We start from the raw sequence: 22,617 nt of genomic DNA on the forward strand, positions 1-22,617 counted from the left end.
AATCCGACCCCACCTCGGACGCGCTGGGCGCGCGTTTCGTCGTCGGTCTGCCGGTATGACCGGCCGGTCCGTCGGGCCTCTGCCGGGCGGTCCGGTCATCGTGCACGCGACCTGCGTGGCCGTGGACGGGCGGGCGGTGCTGCTGCGCGGAGGCTCCGGCGCGGGCAAGTCGGGGACCGCCATCGACATGCTGTCGCGCGGCGCGTCCCTGGTTTCGGACGACCGCACGACTCTGGCACGCATCGGCGATGCCATCGTCGCGTCGCCGCCCCCCGCCATTGCCGGCCGGATCGAGGCGCGGGGCTTCGGCCTGTTGCGCGTCGATCACGTTCCGTCCGCAAGGGTGCATCTGGTCGTCGACCTGACCCTGCGGCCGGACGGGCGCTTGCCGCGGGCGCGGGACTGCGACATCATGGGCGTGGCGCTGCCCCTGTCGGCCGGCGCCGGCGTGTCCCATCTGGGTGCTGTCCTGATGCTTGCCCTTCGACGCGATGATGCCCTGTGCCGCGATGACTGATCCCGCGCCCGCCCGGCTGCCCGATACGGCGGCCGCGCGGCTGGTGCTGATCACCGGGCCGTCGGGCGCCGGGCGATCCACGGCCATCAACGTGCTGGAGGATATGGGGTTCGAGGCCATCGACAATCTGCCCATCTCGATGATCGGGCGGCTGTTGCAGGCCGATGACGGCGCGCAGGTCCGGCCGCTGGCGCTGGGCATAGACGTGCGCAACCGCCATTTCAGCCCCGCCGCCATGCTGCGGATGATGGACGATCTGGCGGCCTCGCCGGAATTGCAGGCGGAACTGGTCTATCTCGACGCGCGGCCCGACACGCTGCGCACCCGGTATTCCGAGACCCGGCGCCGGCATCCCCTGGCGCCCGAGGAAACCCCCGACGCGGGCATCGCGCGGGAACTGGCGCTGCTGGCGCCGGTGCGCGAGCGGGCGGATTACCTGATCGACACGTCCGAACTGACGCCCCACGATTTGCGCGCAGAACTGACGCGCCGCTTCGCCCCGGACGGGGCGCCGGGGCTGGCGCTGACCATCGAGTCGTTTTCCTACAAGCGGGGGCTGCCGCAGGGGGCCGACATTGTTCTGGACATGCGGTTCCTTCGCAACCCGCACTGGGTCCCTGCCTTGCGCGATCTGGACGGGCGCGATCCGGCCGTCGCCGCGCATGTCGCGCAGGACCGTCGCTATGACGCGGCGTTCGGGCGGATCGTCGAACTGGTATTGTCGCTTCTTCCCGCCTATCTGGAGGAAGGCAAGGCCCATTTCGCGCTGGCGATCGGCTGCACCGGCGGCCAGCATCGGTCGGTCGCGGTGGTCGATGCGCTGGCGAAACGTCTTGCATCGGAAGGATGGCGCGTCTCGACTCGCCATCTGGAACTTGAGCGCCGCGCCGGCATGCCGTCGCAATATGGCAAGGGGTCAGCGCCGTGATCGGCATCGTCATCGTCGCCCATGGGGGGCTTGCGCGGGAATTTCTTGCCGCGGTGGAACATGTCGTCGGCCGACAGCCGGGCATCCGCGCCATCGCCATCGACCCCGATTCGGACAGGGCGGCCAAGCAGCGCGAGATTTGCGAGGCGGCCGACCGGGTTGATACCGGCGGCGGCGTCGTGGTGGCGACCGACATGTTCGGCGGATCGCCGTCGAACCTCAGCCTGCGGGCCTGCGCACAGGAGGATCGCCATATCGTCTATGGCGCGAACCTGCCGCTGCTGATCAAGCTGGCCAAGTCGCGGCACCTGCCGATGGCCGAGGCGATCCAGCGCGCGCTGATGGCGGGGCGCAAATATATCGACACGATCAGCGGCCCGATCGGAACGGTGGTGCCGATGACGCAGGCACGGACGGCGACGCATGGCTGACGAACGCCCGGCTGGCCCGGTCACGCGCATCCTGCCCATCGTCAACGAAAAGGGCCTGCATGCGCGCGCCTCGGCCCGGCTGGTCGAGGTTGTCGAAGCTCACGACGCCAGGGCCGAGGTCAGCCGCGACGGGCTGAGCGCGTCGGGCGACAGCATCATGGGCCTTCTGATGCTGGCGGCCTCGCGCGGCACGACGATCGAGGTCGTCACGTCCGGCCCCGAGGCGCTGGAGCTGGCGGACGCGCTGGAACGGCTGGTGGCCGGCCGCTTCGGCGAACAGATGTAGGCCCCGCGCCCCGTCAGCCTGCAAGCCTCGGACCGGCGCTTCGCACTGGCCTTTCGGCCCCGAATCGCGCAAAGGGCGCGGATCGCGGCGGAAGGACGGGCATGTTCGATTTCATCTCAGGCATCATCGCACAGGTCGGCTATCTGGGGATCGCCTTTCTGATGTTCGCGGAAAACGTCTTTCCGCCCATTCCGTCCGAATTGATCATGCCGCTTGCCGGCTTCAACGCCGCGTCGGGCGAGCTTGGGTTGATCGGCGTGCTGCTGGCGGGCATCGCGGGGTCGCTGGCCGGGGCGGTGTTCTGGTACTGGATCGGACTGAAGATCGGGGCCGAGCGGATCAGGCGGCTGGCGGCGCGGCATGGACGATGGCTGACGGTATCGCCGCAGGAATTCGACCAGGCGCAGGACTGGTTCAACCGCTATGGCGCGCTGGCGGTGCTGATCGGCCGCCTGATCCCGACCGTGCGCACCTTCATTTCCGTTCCTGCCGGGTTGCAGCCGATGCCGCTGGGCAAGTTCGTCTTCTATTCGACGCTGGGCACCGCCGCCTGGACGGCCTTCCTGACGCTGGCGGGCTATTTCCTGGAATCGCAATACAGCCGCGTGTCGGACTGGCTGAACCCCGTCTCGACCGTGGTCGTGGTCGCCATCGTCGGGATCTATCTGTGGCGGGTGGCGACCTATCGCCGCCGGGTCGGGGCCGAAGGGGACCGCCAAGCGTGAACGTCGCTCACTCCTGCGCGCGCAGCACCGTGGCGGGGCGGGCGGCTAAGGGCGGCCAAGCGAAGGCCAGCCCGCAGGCCATCGTTCCGATCACACCGCCCCCGACGATGGCCAGCGCCGACAGCGGCGCGAAAAGGTAGTCCGTATCCATCACGAACCGGCTGACCGCCCAGCCCGCAAGCGCCCCCGCGGCGACGGCGACCAGCCCCGCGGCCAGCCCCAGCAGCGCCCAGCGCAGCGCGAAGCTGCCCAGAACGGTCAGCCGCGACGCGCCGACCGTCCTTAGAACGGCCGCCTCGAACGTGCGGGCGGGCACGCCGGCGGCGGCGGCGCCCAGCAGCACGACGGCCCCCGTCACCAGCGTCGCGGACGCGCCATAGGTGATGGCGGCGGCGATCCCGGCCAGGATGTCCGTCACCTGGTCGATGGCGTCGCGGACGCGAACCGCCGTGATGTTGGGATAGGCGTCGGCGAGATCGCGCAGAATGGCCGCTTCGGCCGCTTCGTCGGCATAGATGGTGGCGATGAAGGTATGCGGCGCGCCCTGCAAGGCGGCAGGGTTCATCGACAGGATGAAGCCGATCCCGGCCGAGGAAAAATCGACATCGCGGAAGCTGGTGATCGTTCCGGTGATGTCCCGCCCCAGAATGTTGACGGTCAGGGTATCGCCCAGCTTCAGCCCCATCTCGGCGCCGGTTTCGGCGGCAAAGCTGATCTGAGGCGGCCCGTCGTAATCTTCGGGCCACCATTCGCCCTGGGTCACGACCGTCTGGTCGGTCGGCCGGTCTGAATAGGTTACGCCGCGATCGCCCTCCAACGCCCAGTGATTGCCCGCCACTTCGACGGCTGGACGGCCGTTGATGCGGCTGAAGATGCCGCGCAGCATCGGCGCCGTCTCGACCCGCTCGACGCCCGGCGCATCGTCGAGGCGCGCGGCAAAGCCGTCGATCTGGTCCGGCTGGATGTCGAGCACGAAATAGCTGGGCGCGACGGCGGGCAGGTCGCGCTGGATGGCGCCGCGCAGATTGGCGTCGATCTGCCCGATGGTCGCCAGCACCGTCAGCCCCAGCCCCAGCGACAGGATAACCGACAGCGCCTCGCTTCCCGGTCCGCCGACCGAACCCAGCGCCATCCGCAGCGCCGTCCGTCCGCGCACCGCCCGCAGCCGCGCCAGCGCCCGTGCCGCATGACGCGCCAGCCATGCGACGCCCACCAGCGTCACGAACGCGCCACCCAGACCGCCTGCGGTGGACAGCGCCAGCTTCGGCAGGCCCGACAGGATCGCCGACGCGCCGACCAGGACCGCCAGAATCGCCACGATGGCGGCGATGAAGGGCAGGCGCGGCAGACCGCTCATGTCGTCCAGCGCCCCGCGAAAAAGGGCCGCCGCGCGGACGTCCTGCGCGCGCGCCAGCGGCCACAGCGTGAACAGCGCGGCGGCAAGGATGCCGTAAAGCGCCGCTTCGGCCAGCGGACCGGGATAAAGCCCGACTTCCGCCGGGATCGGCAGGCGCGCCTCGATCAGGGGGGCGAAGGCCAGCGGCAGGACCGCCCCCAGACCCAGCCCCAGCACCAGCCCCAGCAGCGTCAGCGCGCCGATTTGCAGGGCATAGACCTGAAAAATGGTCGCGCCGCTGGCCCCCAGCGTCTTCAGCACCGCGATGGTGGCCGTCTTGGATGCCAGATGCGCCCGCACGGCAGAGGCGATGCCGACGCCGCCCACCGCCAACCCGGCCAGCCCCACCAGAACCAGAAACGCGGCCAGACGGTCCACGAATTCGGACAATCCGGGTGCACCGTTGCGGCGGTCGCGCCAGCGCGCGCCCGATTGCGTCAGCGCCGGTTCGGCCTGCCGGATCGCCGCGTCCAGATCGGCACCTTCGGGCAGCCGGACGCGATATTCCGTCTCGAACAGGGTGCCGGGTTGCAGCAGGCCCGAACCCGCCAGATCGGCCGCCCGGACGATGGTGCGTGGCCCGAGCGAGAAGGCGCTGGCGCTGTCGGGTTCGCGGACGATGGCCGCGGCCAGCCGGAAATTCTGCGTGCCCAGCCGGAACGTGTCGCCGACCGACAGACCCAGACGGTCCATCAGCACCCGTTCCATGACCGCGCCCGGCACCGGCCCGGCGAGGGCCGCGTCCAGCGGCATCGGCGGGTCGAGCGTCACCGCGCCGTAAAGCGGATGGGCGTCGTCGATCCCCTTCACCCGCGTTAGCGTGCGTTCGGTTCCTTCGGGCCGCTCGACCACGGCCATCGAGTTGAACTTCACGATCTCGGACACATCGCCGAGCGCCTCGAGGGCCGCGCGTTCCTGGGGTTGGGCATAGCGATAGGTGAACTGCACCTCGATATCGCCGCCCAGAAGCCGCGCGCCTTCGCGCGACAGGCCCGCCTCGATCGCGGCGCGGACGCTGCCCACGGCGGCGATGGCCGCGATCCCCAGGATCAGGCAGGCCAGAAAGATGCGAAAGCCCTTCAGCCCGCCGCGCAATTCGCGCCGGGCGATGCGGGACGCGACGCCTAGCGCCATGACGGACCCCTTGTGCGAACGCTCATTCCGCGGCCTCGCGCTGCGCGTGCGCCAGACGGCCATCCTCAAGCCGGATGGTGCGCATGCACCGCGCGGCAAGGTCCGGCGCATGCGTCACCAGAACCAGCGTGGCGCCGTGCCGGGTATTCAGACCGAACAGCAGATCCATGATCGTCTGCCCGGTCGGCCCGTCCAGGTTGCCGGTCGGTTCGTCCGCCAGAAGGATTTGCGGCCGGGGGGCAGCGGCGCGGGCCAGCGCCACGCGCTGCTGTTCGCCCCCCGACAGTTGCGACGGATAATGATCCTTGCGGTTGCCCAGCCCCATCGCATCGAGTTCCCGCGCCGCGCGGTCGAAGGCGTCGGGCGCGCCGGCCAGTTCCAGCGGCGTGGCGACGTTTTCAAGCGCCGTCATCGTCGGAATCAGGTGGAAGGACTGGAAGACCACGCCCATATGGTCCCTGCGGAAGCGCGCCAGCGCGTCCTCGCCCAATGCGGTCAGGTCGTGTCCCAGCGCCGTGATCCGGCCGCCGGTCGCGCGTTCCAGCCCGCCCATGACCATGAGGAGAGACGACTTGCCCGATCCCGAAGGCCCCACCAGCCCCACCGTTTCGCCCCGCTTCACGTCCAGCGTGATGCCGCGCAGGATGTCGACGCGCCCCGCATTGCCCATCAGGCTGAGCTGGACGTCGTTCAGGGACAGGACTGGTTCGGTCATCGGGTGGCTCCGCCGTGGTCTTGGCGCATATGGGGCGCGGGGCCGGGTTGCCAACCTTGCCGCGCTGGCGCTGCTGGTGCCCGCCGCGGCGTCGGCCGATCCGGTGACGATCGCGGCGCTGGGCGATTCGCTGACGCAGGGCTATGGGCTGGTGCAGGAACAGGGCTTCGTGCCGCAACTGGAACGCTGGCTGAACGCGCGGGGCGCCGATGTCGTGATCGTGAACGCGGGCGTATCGGGCGACACGACGGCGGGCGGCCTCAGCCGGGTGGACTGGACGCTGACGCCGGACGTGGATGCGATGATCGTGGCGCTGGGCGGCAACGACCTGCTGCGCGGGCTGGACCCGGCCGTCAGCCGTGCCAATATCGACGGCATCCTCGATGCGGCGGATGCGGCGGGGGTGCCCGTCCTGCTGGCGGGGCTGAAGGCGCCGGGCAATTACGGCGCGGATTACCAGGCCGAGTTCGACGCGATCTTCACCGATCTGGCCGCGCAGCACGGCACGCTGCTGGCGCCCGACTTTCTTGGCGCGATCCAGTCGCTGCCGGACCGCAAGGCGGCGATGGCGGACTACATGCAGCCCGACGGGATCCACCCCAATGCCGATGGCGTCGCGCTGATCGTCGCGGATTTGGGGCCGCTGGTGCTGGATCTGGTCGAAACGGTCCGTGCTGTCGGGGGGCCGGACTGATGGACATTTTCGAACGCCTGCGGGCCATCCTGGGCGACGCGCATGTGCGCACGGGGGCCGACATGGCCGGTTTCGACCGCGACTGGACGGGCCGCTATGCCTTCACCCCGCTGGCCGTCCTGCGGCCCGCCGATACGCAGCAGGTGGCGGCCATCATGCGCCTGGCGCACGAGACGCGCGTTCCGGTCGTGCCCTTCGGCGGCAATACCGGGCTGATGGGCGGCACGGTGGCCGAGGGCGCGCTGGCGATCAGCCTCGAACGGATGAACCGCATCCGCGACATCCGCCCCGCCGCGCGTATCGCCGTGGTCGAGGCGGGCGTCGTTCTCAGCCAGCTTCACGACGCGGCCGAGGCGCAGGGGCTGGTCTTTCCGCTGACCTTCGGGGCGCGGCAATCGGCGCGGATCGGCGGCGTTCTGGGCACCAATGCCGGCGGGTCGAACGTGGTGCGTTACGGCAATACCCGCGCGCTGTGCCTGGGGCTGGAGGTGGTGCTGCCGGATGGCCGCATCCTCGACATGATGTCGCAACTGATGAAGGACAATTCAGGCTATGACCTGCGCGATCTGTTCATCGGGGCCGAGGGCACGCTGGGCATCGTCACGGCGGCGGTGCTGCGGCTGGCACCCAGGCCGCTGGCCTATGCGACCGCGATGGTCGCCGTCCCGTCGCTGGACGATGCGCTGGCGCTGCTGAACGCCTTGCAGGAAGGCACCGGCGGCGCGGTCGAGGCGTTCGAATACATGCCGCGCGACTATATCGACGCGCATCTGGCCCACGATCCCAAGGCGCGGCGTCCCTTCGACGCCGATCACGACCATACGATCATGGTCGAGGTCGGCGCCACCGCCGCGCGCGATGCCATGCCGGGGCCGGACGGTGCCGTGCCGGTGGTCGCCCGGCTGGAGGAAATGCTGGCCGCGATGATCAAGGAGGGGCGCGTGCTGGATGCCAACGTGGCCCGCAGCGAGGCGCAAAGGCGCGAGATCTGGGCGCGCCGCGAGGCGGCCGGAGAGCTGACCGTCGCCGGCGGCCCCGGCATCATCACCGATGTCAGCGTGCCGCTGGACAGGGTGGCCGAGTTCCTGCGCCGGGCCTATGCCGATGTCACGGCGCGCGATCCGCAGGCCCGGTTCATGACCGTGTCGCATCTGGGCGACGGCAACGTGCATCTGACGATCTGACCGTCCGACGACGGGAACGGCGCCTATGATGCCGCGATGGCGATTGTCGAGAGTATCGTCGCCGATCTGGGCGGATCGTTCAGCGCCGAGCACGGCATCGGCCTGGACAAACGCGGATCCATGGCGCGCCGCAAGGACGCGGTTGCGCTGGACGTGATGCGCGCGATCAAGGCGGCCCTCGACCCGCAGGGCATCATGAACCCCGGCAAGGTGCTGCCCTGATCCGAAGGCGCGGCAGCACGTCGCGGGATCGCCGGGCGAGGCGCGGCGTTGTTCGAGGATGACCGACCTGCCGCCCCATATCGCGCCGACCCGCTACCCTGCGCCGCGCCGCGACCCGGCCGATCTGGCCCGCGACCTGCCGCGCGCCAAGCTGCGCGACTGGATGCCGCGGCGGGTTCTGGTCACGCGGTCCGCCGCCCCGTGGCCCCTGGCGCAACGGGTGATGGACCGTGCCGCCGCCGCCGGGATCGAGGTGGTCGAACTGTCCGGGGACCGCATCACCGGCCTGAAAGGCGGGACCGAGGCCGAGACCTATCGCCGCGCCAAATCTACGCTGGCCGTGGTCGTCGCGCCGCCGTCGCAGATGCGGCCGCAGCCCATCCCGCCTTCGGCCGACTGGCGCTTCGATCTGGCCACGGGCTGCCCCGCGCATTGCCAGTATTGCTACCTGGCCGGATCGCTGTCGGGGCCGCCGGTGACGCGGCTGTTCGCCAACCTGCCGCAGATACTGAACCTTCTGCCCGACAAGGTGGGGCAGGGGCACGTCACATCGGACGATCCCGCGCGGCGCCACGAAGGCACCACGTTCGAGGCGTCGTGCTATACCGATCCGCTGGCGCTGGAACCGATCTCGGGCGCTTTGTCGCAGACGATCTCGCATTTCGGGGCATGGGACGCGGCGGTGCAACTGCGCTTCACCACGAAGTACGCCGATGTCGCGCCGCTTCTGGACCTCGACCATCGCGGCAGGACGCGCGTGCGTTTCTCGGTCAACGTTCCCGCGATCACCCGCCGGTTCGAGGGCGGCACCGCGCCGCTGAACGCACGGCTGGCGGCGATGGGGCAGATGGCGCAGGCGGGCTATCCGGTCGGGCTGACCGTGGCGCCGATCATGCCGGTCGAGGGATGGCGGGACGCCTATGACCGCCTGTTCGCCGATGCGGCCCGTGCCCTGGCGCCCGGCGCCGACCTGACGGTTGAGCTGATCACCCACCGTTTCACCCCCGGTTCGCGCGACGTGCTGATGGGCTGGTATCCGGCCACGACGTTGGAGATGGACCCGGCCGTGCGCAGTCAGAAGCGCACCAAGTTTGGCAGTGTGAAGTTCGTCTATCCCAAGGACTTGATGGCGGAAATGCGGGCAGCGCTGGATGCGTCGCTGGCGCGGCATCTGCCGCGGGCGCGGTTCCTCTACTGGACGTAATCGCCTAGTCGCGCCAGTCGAAGAAGCCCGGCCCGGCCCGTGCCAGCAGCCGTTCGGCCAGCGCGCGACCCATATCGGCGCCGTCCTCCACCGGGCCATCGATGACGTCCGACAGCGACTCCGACCCGTCCGTGCGCAGTATCTCGCCCCGCAGCGTCAGGGATTTGCCGTCGAGGTCCGCAAGGCCGGCGATGGGCGTCTCGCACGACCCGTCTAGGGCGGCCAGGAACGCGCGCTCGGCCGCCAGCCGCTGACCGGTCGCCGCGTCGTGGATCGCCTCCAGCATCCCGGCGACCCGTATATCGTCCGCGCGCCGTTCGATCCCGATGGCGCCCTGCGCGATGGCGGGCAGCATCGTCTCGGGCGGGATGGCGCTGCGCGGAATGTCCATGCCCAGCCGGTTCAGTCCCGCCATGGCCAGAAACGTCGCCCCGGCCACCCCATCCTCAAGCTTTCTCATCCTTGTCTGCACGTTGCCGCGAAACTCGACCACATCCAAGTCGGGGCGGCGATGCAGCAATTGCGCCTTGCGCCGCAGCGAAGACGTGCCGACGACCGCCCCTTCGGCCAGCGCGTCCAGCCCCGCATCGCCATTCACCGAAATGAAGGCGTCGCGCACATCCTCGCGCGGCAGGTAGGTGTCCAGCAGCAAGCCATCCGGCTGATCGACCGGCATGTCCTTCATCGAGTGGACGGCGATGTCGATTCCGCCGCTCAACAGCGCCTCCTCGATCTCGCGGGTAAAGAGGCCCTTGCCGCCGATCTCCTTCAGCGGCCGGTCGATCACCCGGTCGCCGGTGGTCTTGATGACGACGATGGTGAACGCCTCGCCGGGCAGGCGGAACGCGTCGGCAAGTCGCGCGCGCGTCTCGTTGGCCTGCGCCAGCGCCAGGGGCGATCCGCGCGTGCCGATCTTCAGCGGGGATTGGGGATCGGGCATGTCCATGATCGTCGGGTTTAGGGCTGTCGGACGGTGCTGACAACAGATAGCGTCCCGCCGGATGGACGCGGGACGGAGACCGGCATGGCCGACAAGAAACTGATGCGCGCGCTGGCTGGCGAAAGGATGGACGTGCCGCCCGCCTGGATGATGCGGCAGGCGGGGCGCTATCTGCCCGAATACAAGGCAACGCGCGCGCATGCGGGCGATTTCCTGTCGCTGTGCTACAATCCCGAACTGGCGGCCGAGGTGACGCTGCAGCCGATCCGCCGCTTCGGCTTCGACGCGGCGATCCTGTTCGCGGACATCCTGCTGGTGCCGCAGGCGCTGGGGGCGGATCTGTGGTTCGTGACCGGCGAGGGGCCGCGCCTGTCGGTGATCGAGGATCGCGCCGGGGTCGACGATCTGAAGCCCGCCGACCGGATCCACGACGTGCTGTCGCCGGTCTATGAAACCGTGCGGATCCTGTCGCGCGAACTGCCGTCCGATGTGGCGCTGATCGGCTTTGCCGGCGCGCCCTGGACGGTTGCCACCTATATGATCGCCGGGCGCGGCACCCCCGACCAGGGACCGGCCCATGCGCTGAAGGACCGCGACCGCGCCGCCTTCGACGCGCTGATCGACCGGATCACGGAAGCCACGATCGCCTATCTGGACCAGCAGATCCAGGCCGGGGCCGAGGTGGTCAAGCTTTTCGATTCGTGGGCAGGGTCGTTGAAGGGCGCGGATTTCCAGCGCTATGCGGTCGATCCCACGCGCACCATTATTGCGGCGCTGAAGGCGCGGCATCCGCATGTGCCGGTCATCGCCTTTCCGCGCCAGGCCGGTGACGGCTATATCGGTTTCGCCAAGGCGACGGGGGCCGATTGCGTGGCGCTGGACGATTCCGTCGATGCCGCGTGGGCGGCCCGCAACGTGCAGATCGACGGCTGCGTGCAGGGCAACCTGGCCCCGCGCCACATGGTGACGGGCGGGCAGCCGCTGGTGGACGCGGTGCGGCGCATCCGCGACGCGTTCTCGGGCGGGCCGCATGTGTTCAACCTGGGTCACGGGATCACGCCGGACGCCGATCCCAACAATGTGACGCTGATGTTGCGGACGTTGCGCGAAGGCTAGGGCTGGCGCTGCGCGGTATCCTGTGGCACTAGCGCAGGCCACCCAAGCCCCGGATCGCGCCGCCATGTCCCAGAACCCGCCCGACCTGCGCCCGGACCTTGCCCAAGCCCGGATTTCCGACACGCGCCGTGCGGGCCAGCCCAGCATCGGCATGGTCAGCCTGGGCTGTCCCAAGGCGCTGGTCGACAGCGAGCGGATCCTGACGCGCCTGCGCGCCGAAGGCTATGGCATCAGCGCCGATTATGCCGGCGCGGATGCGGTCATCGTCAACACCTGCGGGTTTCTGGACAGTGCCAAGGCCGAATCGCTGGATGCGATCGGCGAGGCGCTGGCCGAGAACGGGCGTGTCATTGTGACGGGCTGCCTGGGGGCGGAACCCGACTATATCACCGGCGCACATCCGCGCGTTCTGGCGGTGACGGGACCGCATCAATACGAACGGGTGCTGGATGCCGTCCACGCCGCCGTTCCGCCCGCGCCCGATCCTTTCGTCGATCTTCTGTCCGCGCAGGCGGTGTCGCTGACCCCGCGGCACTACAGCTATCTGAAGATCTCGGAAGGCTGCAATCACAAGTGCCGCTTCTGCATCATTCCCGACATGCGCGGGCGTCTGACCTCGCGCCCCCACCGCGCGGTGATGCGCGAGGCGGAAAAGCTGGTCGAGGCGGGTGTGAAGGAGCTGCTGGTCATCAGCCAGGACACGTCCGCCTATGGCACCGACTGGGCCGACCGGGCGGACCGCACGCCGATCACCGCGCTGGCGCGCGATCTGGGATCGCTAGGGGCGTGGGTGCGGTTGCATTATGTCTATCCCTATCCGCATGTGCGCGACCTGATCCCGCTGATGGCCGATCCCGCATCGGGTGTGCTGCCGTATCTGGACATTCCGTTCCAGCATGCGCATCCCGACACGCTGCGTCGCATGGCGCGTCCCGCCGCCGCCGCCCGCACCCTGGACGAGATCGCCGCCTGGCGCCGCGACTGCCCCGGCATCACCCTGCGCTCGACCTTCATCGTCGGCTATCCGGGCGAGACCGAGGCGGAGTTCCAGACGCTTCTGGACTGGCTGGACGAGGCACAACTGGATCGCATCGGGTGCTTTCAATACGAAAACGTCGCCGGCGCCCGGTCGGCGGCCCTGCCGGATCACGTCGCGCCCGAAGTCAAGCAGGACCGCTGGGACCGCTTCATGGCCCGCGCGCAGGCCATATCCGAGGCGAAGCTGGCCGCGAAGGTGGGCACGCGGATGCAGGTGCTGGTCGATCTGGTCGAGGACGACGCCGCCACCTGCCGCACGATGGGAGACGCGCCGGAAATCGACGGGCACCTTTACATCGACGAAGGGCATGAAGCCCTTTCGCCCGGCGATCTGGTGACGGTCACGGTTGACGAGGCCGGCGAATACGATCTGTGGGGGTCGCTGACGGGCGCTTGACACGGACCGGCGCCGCGCCTATCGGGGGCGCCGGATGCATGGCGTGGTAGCTCAGCTGGTTAGAGCACAGCACTCATAATGCTGGGGTCGGCGGTTCAAGTCCGCCCCACGCTACCATCCGCTCAGCGGCAGTTCTTCGCGACCTCGCGGTCCTTCAGCCCGGTTTCGACCAGCAGGCAGCGGTTGCGCGCTTCATAGTAATACCCCCGCGCATACCAGCCCACGGCGGCCTCTTCGTTGCCGTCCGCGACGATCCATGCGCCGCGCAGATACGGCACCGCATAGCGCAGGTTCGTTTCGGCGTTCAGCAGATCGGCGGCGGGGCCGCGATGGCCCATCGTCGCCGCGGTTTCGGGCAGGATCTGCATCAGACCCATATAGGGGCCGTTGCGCGCCTGCGGGCGATAGCCGCTTTCGCGCTGCACGATCCGGTGCACCAGCGATCTCGGGACGCGGTATTCGTCCGACACACGGTCGATCAGACGGTTGAGTTCGGGCAGATCGGCGGGTCCGAAGGACGCGCGGCTTGCCGGCGGGGCCTTGCCGGCGCAGGCGGCGAGGGCAAGGCAGGACAGGATCAGGGCAATACGCATGACCGAAATCCATGGCCGGGCGCGTCCGTCCGAGCAAGCGGCAGATCGACGGCAGGGGCGTCCGACCGGGCCGACCGGCGGAACCTTGCCGACGCGGCGGTCATCGGGCGGGCACGCGGCGCGTTGGCAACCGCCGGGATCGGTTCCCCCGGTTGCACAATAATTTCCAAGGGTGGGTCCAGCCGGGGGATATGCCGTCTAACCTATTGCAACGGATAACAATTAACCAAGCGAAATCTGGCCGATGTGTTCTTTATGTCGCCAACGGGAACGGCGTAGCGAATGCAGGGTCCGTTCACCTTTGGGATGCGTTAGGTCGGCGCATCCCGGACAGGTCCAGCACGACCCCACCGGTACATCTTGCATCGAAAGAAGGGGACACCCGATGAAAATGAACACCTCACTCGCTCTCGCCGCTCTGGCGAGCGTCATCGGCACCGCAGCGCTGGCGCAGACCGACACCTTCGCCAATACCGGCTTCGGCACCGGCAAAAGCGCCGTCGAAGAGCGTAACGAAGACCTTGCCGACGACATCGAAGACGATTTCGAGCGCAACGTGGACCGGTTCGGCAACGAAGGCCGCCGTCTGGGCTTCGACGGATCGCTTTCGGCCCGCGGTCTTGCGACCGACGGCAACGACCGCGACTACAACCTCGGCATCGGCGCCAATCTGGGCTATTTCGACGGCGTCAACGGCTATGAGCTGAACCTGTCCTATGCCTTCTCGCGCGGCGAGTACAAGAACGAGGCGGGCGAGGACGAACTTCAGACCAGCCAGGACAACCTGCTGTACGAATTCCAGTACACCCGTGACTTCAACCCCGATCTTTACGGCTTCGTGAAGTTGCAGGGTTCCTATAACGGCGACGACGAAGGCGGCAGCGATTTCGTCGACGCGGATGGCGACGGCATCAACGACAACGAGGACGAGGCCTATCGCCGGAACGACGTGTTCCTGGGGCTGGGCATCGGCTATCGCATCATCAACACGCCGGATCAGCAGTGGGCCATCCAGGCCGGACCGGGCTATCGGTTCTCGGATTTCGGCAATATCGACAACGCGATCCTCAGCGGCGACATCCTTGAAGGCGACGGTGACGACATCAACGAAGCCGCGTTCGGCGTGTCGTCGAACTACTTCCAGCGGATCAACGACACCGTGTTCTTCACCATCGACACCGACATCATCACGTCTTCGGCCGATACGGTCGTTTACAACGATGCCGGTCTGAACGTGGCGATGTCGAACCGCCTGGCGCTGCGGACCAGCCTGCAAACCGAATACCACACCGATCCCATCGGCAGCCGCGACAGTACCGACAACCGTCTGGGCGTCGCCGTGGTTTACAACTTCAACTGATCGCCTTTTCCGGGCGACAGCGACGGGCGGGGCTTCGGCTCCGCCCGTTTTACGTAGGGGCATCCGTCTCGCGGCTATTGACGCATCCGCAGAATCCGTCACGGTCTAAGTCAACGATCCGCGAAGCGGGCAGACGACAGGCCGACCGGGAGAGACCCCATTGACCGAGGCACCGACCTCCATTCCGGCGCTTCTGGCGCGCAACGTCGCGCGCCACGGCGCGCGCACCGCCTACCGCGAAAAGGAATTCGGGATCTGGCAAAGCTGGACCTGGGCCGAAGCCGCCGCCGAGATCGCGGCGCTGGCCCTGGGCCTTGTCGATATGGGGCTGGCGCCGGGCGAACATGTGGCCATCGCCGGCCGGAACCGGCCGCACCTTTACTGGGCGATGGTCGCCGTGCAGCGCGCGGGCGGGATTCCCGTGCCGCTCTATCAGGACGCCGCGGCCGAGGAAGTCGCCTATGCGATGGATCATTGCGGCGCCGTCATGGCCATTGTCGGGGATCAGGAACAGGTCGACAAGCTGCGCGATGCCCAAGCCAGCCTGACCGCGCTGCGCCAGATCGTCTATCTCGATCCACGCGGCCTGCGGCGTTACGACCATTCGGTGCTGACCGCCTATACCGACGTTCAGGCCCGCGGGCGGGACGCGCGCGACCGTCTGGCCGATGAATTGCAACGCCGCACCGATGCGCTCGGCTATGGCGATACCTGCGTGATGCTCTATACCAGCGGCACGACAGGGCGTCCGAAGGGCGTGGTGCTGTCGAACCGCAATATCATCGAGACATCGAAGAACAGCGCCGAATTCGACCGGTTGAGCGTCGATGACGAGGTTCTGGCCTATCTGCCGATGGCCTGGGTCGGCGATTTCATATTCTCGATCGGGCAAGCCTATTGGACGGGGTTCTGCGTTAACTGCCCCGAATCCCCCGATACGATGATGCAGGATCTGCGTGAGATCGGACCGACCTATTATTTCGCGCCGCCCCGCGTCTTCGAATCGCAACTGACCAACGTGATGATCCGTATGGAGGATGCGACGCGGATCAAGAAATGGCTGTTCGATACGTATATGGCCGTGGCGCGCCGTGTCGGTCCCGCCATTCTGGACGACAGACAGGTGGGTGCCTGGGACCGGATGCAATACCGGCTGGGCGAAGTGCTGGTTTACGGGCCGCTGAAGAACACGCTGGGGTTCAGCCGCGTGCGCGTCGGCTATACGGCGGGCGAGGCGATCGGGCCGGAAATTTTCGACTTTTACCGGGGACTTGGCATCAACCTCAAGCAGCTTTACGGCCAGACCGAGGCATCGGTCTTCATTACCCAACAGCCCGACGATGGCGTGCGGTCCGATTGCGTCGGCGTTCCCAGCCCCGGCGTGGAACTGCGGATCGCCGATAACGGCGAGGTTTTCTATCGCTCGCCGGGCGTGTTCGAAAGGTATTACAAGAACGACGAAAGCACCGCCTCGACCAAGGATTCCGAAGGCTGGGTGGCGACGGGGGATGCCGGGTTCATCGACAAAGAAAGCGGCCAGTTGCGGATCATCGACCGCGCCAAGGATGTCGCCAAGCTGTCGGACGGGCGGCTGTTCGCGCCGAAATACGTCGAGAACAAGCTGAAGTTCTTTCCGAATATCCTTGAGGCGGTGGTTTTCGGGGCCGGGCGGGACCGGTGCGTCGCGTTCCTTAACATCGACCTGAACGCGGTGGGCAACTGGGCCGAGCGCAACAATATCGCCTATGCCAGCTATCAGGAGTTGTCGCAGCATCCCCGCGTGCTGGAGATGATGCGCGCTCACGTGGCCGAGGTGAACCGTTCGGTCGCCGAGGACGAGATGCTGTCGGGCTGTCAGGTTCACAGATTTCTGGTTCTGCACAAGCAGTTGGACGCCGATGACGGCGAGCTGACGCGAACGCAGAAAGTCCGCCGCGCGGTCATTGCCGACAAGTTCCGCGACCTTGTCGATGCGCTGTATGACGGGAGGGACGAGATCTATACCGAGACCGAAGTGACCTATGAGGACGGTCGCAAAGGAAAAATCCGCGCGACGCTGAAGATTCAGGATGCCGAAGTGGTTCCCCTCGCGGATCAGAGGATGGCGGCGGAATGAGTAAGAGATTGGATTGGTCCAAAACCCAACAGACTACAAAAATTCATAAGCGTGGGGCAGAGCGGGTTCCCTCGATCAACGATGGAAAACCCAGTAGTTTTAAGAGGAAAGTGTATAAACGTTCTGAAGATGATAAGTCAGTTAGCTCTCATAAGACTTCTAAGAGCGTAATTAGAAGCCCCATTAAGCGGACTGAACACCGAAAGTTATTAAGGGCGTATATATACGAGATAAAGAAGGACCTCGCTGCCAGTATATCGGAGTATAAGAGAATTCCTGTTGCCGAGAGACATTCCAAGGGGGCTGGAGGCGATCTTCGTCGCCGTATTAACCGCCTAAGGCGCATACTGGAGCCTGTCAAATAAGTCGTGATCGGCATAAGGTAGTATCAAACATTAGAAATGGGCCAATGTGGTGGCCGATGACAAAGCAGAGGTGAGTTACCCTTGTGAATGCTATTCTGCCAGAAATCACGACTTCCCGCACCATAGGCGGTGTCCTTCTGGACCTGCGGCACATCACCTTGCGGTTTGGCGGCGTGGAGGCGATCAAGGATATCAGCTTCGACATCCGCGAGGGCGAGATCCGGGCGATCATCGGGCCGAACGGGGCTGGGAAATCGTCGATGCTGAATGTGATCAGCGGGTTCTATACTCCGCAGGAAGGGGAGGTCTGGTTTCGGGGGCAGAAGCGGCCCGCCGTCAAGCCATATATGGTTGCGCGTCAAGGGGTTGCACGGACGTTTCAGAACATCGCCCTGTTCGAGGGAATGAGCGTTCTGGACAACGTGATGACCGGGCGGTTGACCGAGATGAAATCGGGGTTGCTGAGCCAGGCGATCTGGTGGGGAAGGGCGCAGCGCGAGGAGGTGGAGAACCGGGAAGTCGTTGAGAAGATTATCGACTTTCTGGAGATCCAGCATATCCGCAAGACTCCGGTGGGGCGGCTGCCTTACGGGTTGAAGAAGCGGGTGGAACTGGCCCGCGCGCTGGCCGCCGAGCCCAAGCTGCTGCTGCTGGACGAGCCGATGGCCGGCATGAACGTCGAGGAGAAGGAGGATATGAGCCGCTATATCCTTGACGTGAATGACGAATTCGGGACGACGGTGGCCCTGATCGAACACGATATGGGCGTCGTCATGGACCTGTCCGACCGCGTGGTGGTGATGGATTACGGCCGCAAGATCGGCGACGGCACCCCCGACGAGGTGCGCGGCAATCAGGAAGTGATCGACGCCTATCTGGGCGTCGCGCACGACTGAAACGTACAAATTGTACAGTTCAGGGGCCGAAACGTACAATTCGCCGCCGCCGGTGAACGGAACCCCGCCGCGCCACGTTGGGCCGGCAAATGGAGGGCACCGATGACCGACTATACCTGGACCAAGAAGACGCTGGCCGACATTCTGGGCGACGATCGTGGGCTGCCCGACTGGGCCGCCGACATGGTGGCGAAGTTCGGCCCCGAGGATCTGGACGAGCTGCGCCGCGACGAACGCGAGGCGGCGTTGTCGGCCTTCGGGCGCATCGCCCGGCAATCGCGCGACGCGCGGGGCCGCGAGGCGGGCGAGGACCGGCCGGCCTGGGTCGAGGGCGATATCGACTGGGGCCTGCGCGCGGCCCGCGCGGCGCTGGAGGCGGTGCCGGCCGGCAAGCGCAGCGAGAAGGCCACCGACCTGCTGGCCGATTGCGAATGCCCCTCGGCGGTGGGGCCGCATCCTGGCCGGGACGCCAGCACGCCGGGAACCGAAAACTGGTGACGGACACGGCAGCGGGGCGGTCCGTCCTTTTCGTGATCGGCAATCCGCGCAGCGGCAGCACGCTGGTCACGATGATCGCCGGATCGCATCCCGAATGTCTGGCGCTGGGCGAGGTCGAGAATGTCGCCGGGGCGCTGAACGAACAGCACCGCAAGGCGCGCAGCACGCCATGCCTGTGCTGCGCGACCGATTGCCCCGTCTGGGACCGCGCGGACATGCGGGCGCTGCTGATGCGCCAGGTGCGGGTAACGGATGCGGATCCGTCTTTCGAGCGGCAACCGAACGACGGCCCCTTCTATGCGCCGATCTTCGAGGCGACGGGCGCGCGGGTGCTGGTGGACAGTTCAAAGCAGGTCGGCTGGCTGAACCGCCGTCTGGCGGTGGCCGATGACTGGGCGGGGGCCGAACCCCGGCTGCTGCTGGCCACGCGGGACGGGCGCGGCGCGGTCCATTCCTGGGCGCGGAAATTCACCAGGGTTCCTTTCGAGGATCATGTCCGCAAATGGCTGGCGAACGTGCAGCGGGCCGAGGCGGCGTTCGATGCCTTTCCCGCCGACCGCCGCCTTCGGATCGCTTATGAGGATGTGGCCGACGCGCCCCAAGCGGCGGCGGAGCGGATCTGCGGGTTTCTAGGGCTGACGCCGGTGCCGGACATGGCGTCCTACTGGACGCATCCGCATCATATCCTGCGCGGTAATCACGGCACGATCTCGCTTTGCTGGAACGGCGGAGATCATCCGGCGCAACCGCTGACCTCGACCGCGCGGCGCAGGTTCTATGCCGATCTGGGACAGGCGATCCGGCCCGACGAAAGCTGGCGGACCGAGATGACGCCGGAACAGGGCGCCGTCTTCGACAGGCTGGCGGGACGGGCGAACGCGGCCTATCGGCGGGACTGAAGCGCCGCGTCAGACGGCCGGGGGCCGGGGCAATGGCGGCGCCCGGCGGGCAAGATGCCGGGGTCAGCCCCACGAACAACATCGCTGGCGGCATCGCCGCAAACATGGCACACCGCGCAGGCCCCCAAAGCACGCGGACGGACAGCATGACGACATTCGGCAAGGGCCATCACCTGCATCTGATCGACGGGTCGGCCTTCATCTTTCGCGCCTATCACGCGCTGCCCCCGCTGACGCGGGCGTCGGACGGGTTGCCGGTGGGGGCGGTGTCGGGCTTCGTCAACATGCTGTTCAAGACGATCCGCGACAATCGCGGCCCCGACGCGCCGACCCATGCGGCGGTGGTCTTCGACAAGGGATCGCAGACCTTCCGCAACGAGCTTTACGACGCCTACAAGGCCAACCGGACCGAGATGCCCGAGGATCTGCGCCCCCAGATCCCGCTGACCCGCGAGGCGACGCGCGCCTTCAACATCGCCTGTCTGGAACAGGAAGGGTTCGAGGCCGACGACATCATCGCCAGCCTTGCCTGCCGCGCGCGCGAGGCCGGGGGGCGGGTGACGATCGTCAGTTCCGACAAGGACCTGATGCAGCTTGTCGGCGACGGCGTGGTGATGTTCGACGCGATGAAGAACGCCACCATCGACCGCGAGGGCGTCATCGCCAAGTTCGGCGTCGGCCCCGAACGGGTGGTGGACGTGCAGGCGCTGGCGGGCGATTCCATCGACAACGTGCCGGGCGCGCCGGGCATCGGCATCAAGACGGCGGCCCTTCTGATCAACGAGTTCGGCGATCTCGATACGCTGCTGGACCGCGCGGCCGAGATCAAGCAGCCCAAGCGCCGGCAGGTGCTGATCGACCATGCCGACCAGATCCGGCTGTCGAAACGTCTGGTGCAGCTCGATTGCGGGATGGATCTGGACTATGATCTGGACAGCCTGGAAGTGAAGGATCCGGTCGCCGACGACCTGATCGCTTTCCTGACGGCGATGGAGTTCCGCAGCATCACCCGCCGCGTGGCCGAGGCGATGGGCCAGACCGCCCCGGCGATCCCCGAACCGCAGGTCGCGACCCCTGACGACGCGCCGGATTTCGGCAGCTACGAACACGTGCGCGACGAGGCGGCGTTGCGGATCTGGATCGACCGGGCCCGCGCCACGGGCCATGTCGCCGTCGACACCGAAACGACCGCGCTGAACGAAATGCGCGCGGCTCTGGTCGGCGTGTCGCTGGCCGTGGCGCCGGGGCGGGCCTGTTACGTGCCGCTGGCGCACAAGCGGGATGCGGGCGAGGATCTGTTCGCCAGCGACGCCTTGGCCGAGGGGCAGATGCCGATGGACCGCGCGCTGGCGATGCTGAAGCCGCTGCTGGAAGACCCGGCGGTGCTGAAGATCGCGCAGAACGCCAAGTACGATGTCAAGATCCTCGCCCGGCTGGGGATCGACATGGCGCCCGTGGACGACACGATGCTGCTGTCCTATGCGCTGCATGGCGGCCTGCACAATCATGGCATGGACACGCTGGCGGAACGCTATCTGGCGCATACGCCCATCCCCATCAAGCAGGTGATCGGCACCGGCAAGGCGCAGATCACCTTCGACAAAGTGGCGGTCGACAAGGCCGTGGACTATGCGGGCGAGGATGCCGACATTACCTTCCGGCTGTGGCAGGCGTTCCGGCCGCAACTGCATCGCAGCCGCGTCACGACCGTCTATGAAACGCTGGAACGGCCGCTGGTCCCGGTCCTGGCGCGGATGGAGATGGCCGGCGTGCAGGTGGACCGCGACACGCTGTCACGCATGTCGGGCGCCTTCGCGCAGACCATGGCGCGGCTGGAATCCGAGATCCGCGAACTGGCCGGCGCGGATTTCATGGTCAGCAGCCCCAAGCAGCTGGGCGAGATCCTGTTCGACCGGCTGGGCCTGCCGGGGGGCAAGAAGGGCAAGACCGGTGCCTATGCCACGGGCGCCGACATCCTCGAGGATCTGGCGACCGAACACGAACTGCCCGGCCGGGTGCTGGATTGGCGGCAGATCTCCAAGCTAAAATCGACCTATACCGATGCGTTGCAGGATCATATCGACCCCGCCACGGGCCGCGTGCACACGTCCTATTCCATCGCGGGGGCGAATACCGGGCGGCTGGCCTCGACCGACCCGAACCTGCAGAACATCCCCGTGCGGACCGAGGAAGGCCGCCGCATCCGCGAGGCATTCGTCGCCCCCGAGGACCGCGTGCTGGTCAGCCTCGACTACAGCCAGATCGAGCTGCGGATCCTCGCCCATATCGCCGGCATAGACGAGCTGAAGCAGGCGTTCCGCGACGGGCAGGACATCCACGCGCTGACCGCGTCCGAGATGTTCGGCGTGCCGCTGGAGCGCATGACGCCCGAAGTGCGGCGGCAGGCCAAGGCGATCAATTTCGGGGTGATCTACGGCATCAGCGGCTTCGGGCTGGCACGCAACCTGCGGATTCCGCGCGACCAGGCGCAGGGCTTCATCGACCGCTATTTCCAGCGGTTTCCGGGCATCAAGGACTACATGGACGACACCGTGCGCTTCGCCAAGGAACACGGCCGGGTCGAGACGCTGTTCGGCCGCCGCATCCACACGCCCGAGATCAACGCGCGGGGGCCGGGCGCGGGGTTCGCCAGGCGCGCGGCCATCAACGCGCCCATCCAGGGGACTGCCGCCGACGTGATCCGCCGCGCGATGGTGCGAATGGAGGCTGCGATCGCGGGCATTCCCGCACGCATGTTGTTGCAGGTGCACGACGAATTGCTGTTCGAGGTGGACGAGGGCCATCAGGACGCCCTGATCGCCGCCGCGCGCGACGTGATGGAGGGCGCGGCGCTGCCCGCAATCGCCTTGTCCGTCCCGCTGGAGGTCGATGCCGGCACGGGCGCCAATTGGGCGCAGGCGCATTAGCGGAACCGATCCGCGCCGGTGGCGCTGACGCCCTGC

General features: G+C 67.3%; 19 protein-coding genes, 1 tRNA gene and 1 pseudogene. 17 read left to right on the forward strand and 4 right to left on the reverse strand.

Features of this window, described 5'->3' with window-relative positions; all coding sequences use genetic code 11:
* Positions 1 to 55 precede the first annotated feature (55 nt).
* The 5 genes from OCGS_RS05550 to OCGS_RS05570 all read left to right on the forward strand — a co-directional run bounded on the left by OCGS_RS05550 (position 56) and on the right by OCGS_RS05570 (position 2,887).
* Positions 56 to 517, forward strand: a complete 462-nt coding sequence (locus OCGS_RS05550; protein ID WP_007426246.1) for an HPr kinase/phosphorylase — start codon at positions 56 to 58, stop codon at positions 515 to 517.
* Positions 510 to 1,445, forward strand: coding sequence for an RNase adapter RapZ (gene rapZ / locus OCGS_RS05555; RefSeq protein ID WP_007426247.1), 936 nt, complete (start codon positions 510 to 512; stop codon positions 1,443 to 1,445). The genes OCGS_RS05550 and rapZ overlap by 8 nt, the downstream gene beginning before the upstream one ends.
* Positions 1,442 to 1,876 carry a PTS sugar transporter subunit IIA gene (locus OCGS_RS05560; RefSeq protein ID WP_007426248.1) on the forward strand — a complete coding sequence of 145 codons (435 nt, stop codon included), beginning with the start codon at positions 1,442 to 1,444 and terminating at the stop codon, positions 1,874 to 1,876. Before rapZ ends, OCGS_RS05560 begins: the two co-directional genes overlap by 4 nt.
* Positions 1,869 to 2,162, forward strand: a complete 294-nt coding sequence (locus OCGS_RS05565; protein ID WP_007426249.1) for an HPr family phosphocarrier protein — start codon at positions 1,869 to 1,871, stop codon at positions 2,160 to 2,162. Before OCGS_RS05560 ends, OCGS_RS05565 begins: the two co-directional genes overlap by 8 nt.
* A gap of 101 nt (positions 2,163 to 2,263) precedes the next feature.
* The gene (locus tag OCGS_RS05570; RefSeq protein WP_007426250.1) at positions 2,264 to 2,887 is read left to right on the forward strand and encodes a DedA family protein; all 624 of its coding nucleotides are present in this window, start codon (positions 2,264 to 2,266) and stop codon (positions 2,885 to 2,887) included.
* Positions 2,888 to 2,894: 7 nt separating this feature from the next.
* On the opposite strand, the gene OCGS_RS05575 is transcribed toward OCGS_RS05570, so the two are convergent.
* Both OCGS_RS05575 and OCGS_RS05580 read right to left on the reverse strand, forming a co-directional pair.
* Positions 2,895 to 5,417, reverse strand: a complete 2,523-nt coding sequence (locus tag OCGS_RS05575) for an ABC transporter permease (RefSeq protein ID WP_007426251.1) — start codon at positions 5,415 to 5,417, stop codon at positions 2,895 to 2,897.
* A gap of 22 nt (positions 5,418 to 5,439) precedes the next feature.
* Complete coding sequence (locus OCGS_RS05580) at positions 5,440 to 6,132, reverse strand: ABC transporter ATP-binding protein (RefSeq protein ID WP_007426252.1); 693 nt, start codon at positions 6,130 to 6,132, stop codon at positions 5,440 to 5,442.
* A gap of 76 nt (positions 6,133 to 6,208) precedes the next feature.
* Here OCGS_RS05580 and OCGS_RS05585 point away from each other — a divergent pair, with 76 nt between their 5' ends.
* The 3 genes and pseudogenes from OCGS_RS05585 (at position 6,209) to OCGS_RS05595 (ending at position 9,436) form a co-directional block, all read left to right on the forward strand.
* Positions 6,209 to 6,826, forward strand: a complete 618-nt coding sequence (locus OCGS_RS05585) for an arylesterase (RefSeq protein WP_007426253.1) — start codon at positions 6,209 to 6,211, stop codon at positions 6,824 to 6,826.
* 62 nt (positions 6,827 to 6,888) lie between these two features.
* A pseudogene (locus OCGS_RS05590) lies at positions 6,889 to 8,232 on the forward strand (FAD-binding oxidoreductase).
* A 58-nt stretch (positions 8,233 to 8,290) separates the two neighbouring features.
* Entirely contained in the window at positions 8,291 to 9,436 is a 1,146-nt protein-coding gene (locus tag OCGS_RS05595; protein WP_007426256.1) for an SPL family radical SAM protein, read from the forward strand.
* 4 nt (positions 9,437 to 9,440) lie between these two features.
* On the opposite strand, the gene hemC is transcribed toward OCGS_RS05595, so the two are convergent.
* Positions 9,441 to 10,382, reverse strand: coding sequence for a hydroxymethylbilane synthase (gene hemC / locus OCGS_RS05600; protein ID WP_007426257.1), 942 nt, complete (start codon positions 10,380 to 10,382; stop codon positions 9,441 to 9,443).
* 78 nt (positions 10,383 to 10,460) lie between these two features.
* Here hemC and hemE point away from each other — a divergent pair, with 78 nt between their 5' ends.
* From hemE to OCGS_RS05615, 3 genes are all read left to right on the forward strand, one after another.
* Positions 10,461 to 11,492 (forward strand): uroporphyrinogen decarboxylase, encoded by a 1,032-nt coding sequence (hemE, locus tag OCGS_RS05605; RefSeq protein ID WP_007426258.1) that lies wholly within the window; start codon positions 10,461 to 10,463, stop codon positions 11,490 to 11,492.
* A gap of 64 nt (positions 11,493 to 11,556) precedes the next feature.
* Positions 11,557 to 12,927 carry a 30S ribosomal protein S12 methylthiotransferase RimO gene (rimO, locus tag OCGS_RS05610; RefSeq protein ID WP_007426259.1) on the forward strand — a complete coding sequence of 457 codons (1,371 nt, stop codon included), beginning with the start codon at positions 11,557 to 11,559 and terminating at the stop codon, positions 12,925 to 12,927.
* A 40-nt stretch (positions 12,928 to 12,967) separates the two neighbouring features.
* Positions 12,968 to 13,044 (forward strand) — tRNA-Met (locus tag OCGS_RS05615).
* A gap of 5 nt (positions 13,045 to 13,049) precedes the next feature.
* Here OCGS_RS05615 and OCGS_RS05620 read toward each other — a convergent pair.
* On the reverse strand, positions 13,050 to 13,520 hold the full coding sequence (locus OCGS_RS05620; protein WP_007426260.1) for a lytic transglycosylase domain-containing protein: 471 nt from the start codon (positions 13,518 to 13,520) through the stop codon (positions 13,050 to 13,052).
* Between the two features lie 385 nt (positions 13,521 to 13,905).
* On the opposite strand from OCGS_RS05620, the gene OCGS_RS05625 reads away from it, so the two are divergent.
* The 6 genes from OCGS_RS05625 to polA all read left to right on the forward strand — a co-directional run bounded on the left by OCGS_RS05625 (position 13,906) and on the right by polA (position 22,581).
* Positions 13,906 to 14,880, forward strand: a complete 975-nt coding sequence (locus OCGS_RS05625; protein ID WP_007426261.1) for a DUF481 domain-containing protein — start codon at positions 13,906 to 13,908, stop codon at positions 14,878 to 14,880.
* A 160-nt stretch (positions 14,881 to 15,040) separates the two neighbouring features.
* Positions 15,041 to 16,996 carry an AMP-binding protein gene (locus OCGS_RS05630; RefSeq protein ID WP_007426262.1) on the forward strand — a complete coding sequence of 652 codons (1,956 nt, stop codon included), beginning with the start codon at positions 15,041 to 15,043 and terminating at the stop codon, positions 16,994 to 16,996.
* 457 nt (positions 16,997 to 17,453) lie between these two features.
* The gene (locus OCGS_RS05635) at positions 17,454 to 18,257 is read left to right on the forward strand and encodes an ABC transporter ATP-binding protein (protein WP_420798911.1); all 804 of its coding nucleotides are present in this window, start codon (positions 17,454 to 17,456) and stop codon (positions 18,255 to 18,257) included.
* Between the two features lie 102 nt (positions 18,258 to 18,359).
* Entirely contained in the window at positions 18,360 to 18,755 is a 396-nt protein-coding gene (locus OCGS_RS15030) for a hypothetical protein (protein ID WP_007426264.1), read from the forward strand.
* On the forward strand, positions 18,752 to 19,654 hold the full coding sequence (locus OCGS_RS05645; protein WP_007426265.1) for a sulfotransferase family protein: 903 nt from the start codon (positions 18,752 to 18,754) through the stop codon (positions 19,652 to 19,654). The genes OCGS_RS15030 and OCGS_RS05645 overlap by 4 nt, the downstream gene beginning before the upstream one ends.
* 146 nt (positions 19,655 to 19,800) lie before the next feature.
* Positions 19,801 to 22,581 carry a DNA polymerase I gene (gene polA, locus OCGS_RS05650; RefSeq protein ID WP_007426267.1) on the forward strand — a complete coding sequence of 927 codons (2,781 nt, stop codon included), beginning with the start codon at positions 19,801 to 19,803 and terminating at the stop codon, positions 22,579 to 22,581.
* The last annotated feature ends 36 nt before the right edge of the window (positions 22,582 to 22,617 follow it).

This window comes from Oceaniovalibus guishaninsula JLT2003 (genome assembly GCF_000299575.1).
In the GTDB taxonomy this organism is placed as follows: Bacteria; Pseudomonadota; Alphaproteobacteria; order Rhodobacterales; family Rhodobacteraceae; genus Palleronia; species Palleronia guishaninsula.

Coding starts and splice junctions, on each gene's coding strand:
- polA (WP_007426267.1), top strand. CDS start 19,801: ATGACGACATTCGGCAAGGGCCATCACCTGCATCTGATCGACGGGTCG.
- rimO (WP_007426259.1), top strand. CDS start 11,557: ATGTCCCAGAACCCGCCCGACCTGCGCCCGGACCTTGCCCAAGCCCGG.
- OCGS_RS05575 (WP_007426251.1), bottom strand. CDS start 5,417: ATGGCGCTAGGCGTCGCGTCCCGCATCGCCCGGCGCGAATTGCGCGGC.
- OCGS_RS05620 (WP_007426260.1), bottom strand. CDS start 13,520: ATGCGTATTGCCCTGATCCTGTCCTGCCTTGCCCTCGCCGCCTGCGCC.
- OCGS_RS05570 (WP_007426250.1), top strand. CDS start 2,264: ATGTTCGATTTCATCTCAGGCATCATCGCACAGGTCGGCTATCTGGGG.
- OCGS_RS05565 (WP_007426249.1), top strand. CDS start 1,869: ATGGCTGACGAACGCCCGGCTGGCCCGGTCACGCGCATCCTGCCCATC.
- OCGS_RS05580 (WP_007426252.1), bottom strand. CDS start 6,132: ATGACCGAACCAGTCCTGTCCCTGAACGACGTCCAGCTCAGCCTGATG.
- OCGS_RS05550 (WP_007426246.1), top strand. CDS start 56: ATGACCGGCCGGTCCGTCGGGCCTCTGCCGGGCGGTCCGGTCATCGTG.
- hemC (WP_007426257.1), bottom strand. CDS start 10,382: ATGGACATGCCCGATCCCCAATCCCCGCTGAAGATCGGCACGCGCGGA.
- rapZ (WP_007426247.1), top strand. CDS start 510: ATGACTGATCCCGCGCCCGCCCGGCTGCCCGATACGGCGGCCGCGCGG.
- OCGS_RS05595 (WP_007426256.1), top strand. CDS start 8,291: ATGACCGACCTGCCGCCCCATATCGCGCCGACCCGCTACCCTGCGCCG.
- hemE (WP_007426258.1), top strand. CDS start 10,461: ATGGCCGACAAGAAACTGATGCGCGCGCTGGCTGGCGAAAGGATGGAC.
- OCGS_RS05625 (WP_007426261.1), top strand. CDS start 13,906: ATGAAAATGAACACCTCACTCGCTCTCGCCGCTCTGGCGAGCGTCATC.
- OCGS_RS15030 (WP_007426264.1), top strand. CDS start 18,360: ATGACCGACTATACCTGGACCAAGAAGACGCTGGCCGACATTCTGGGC.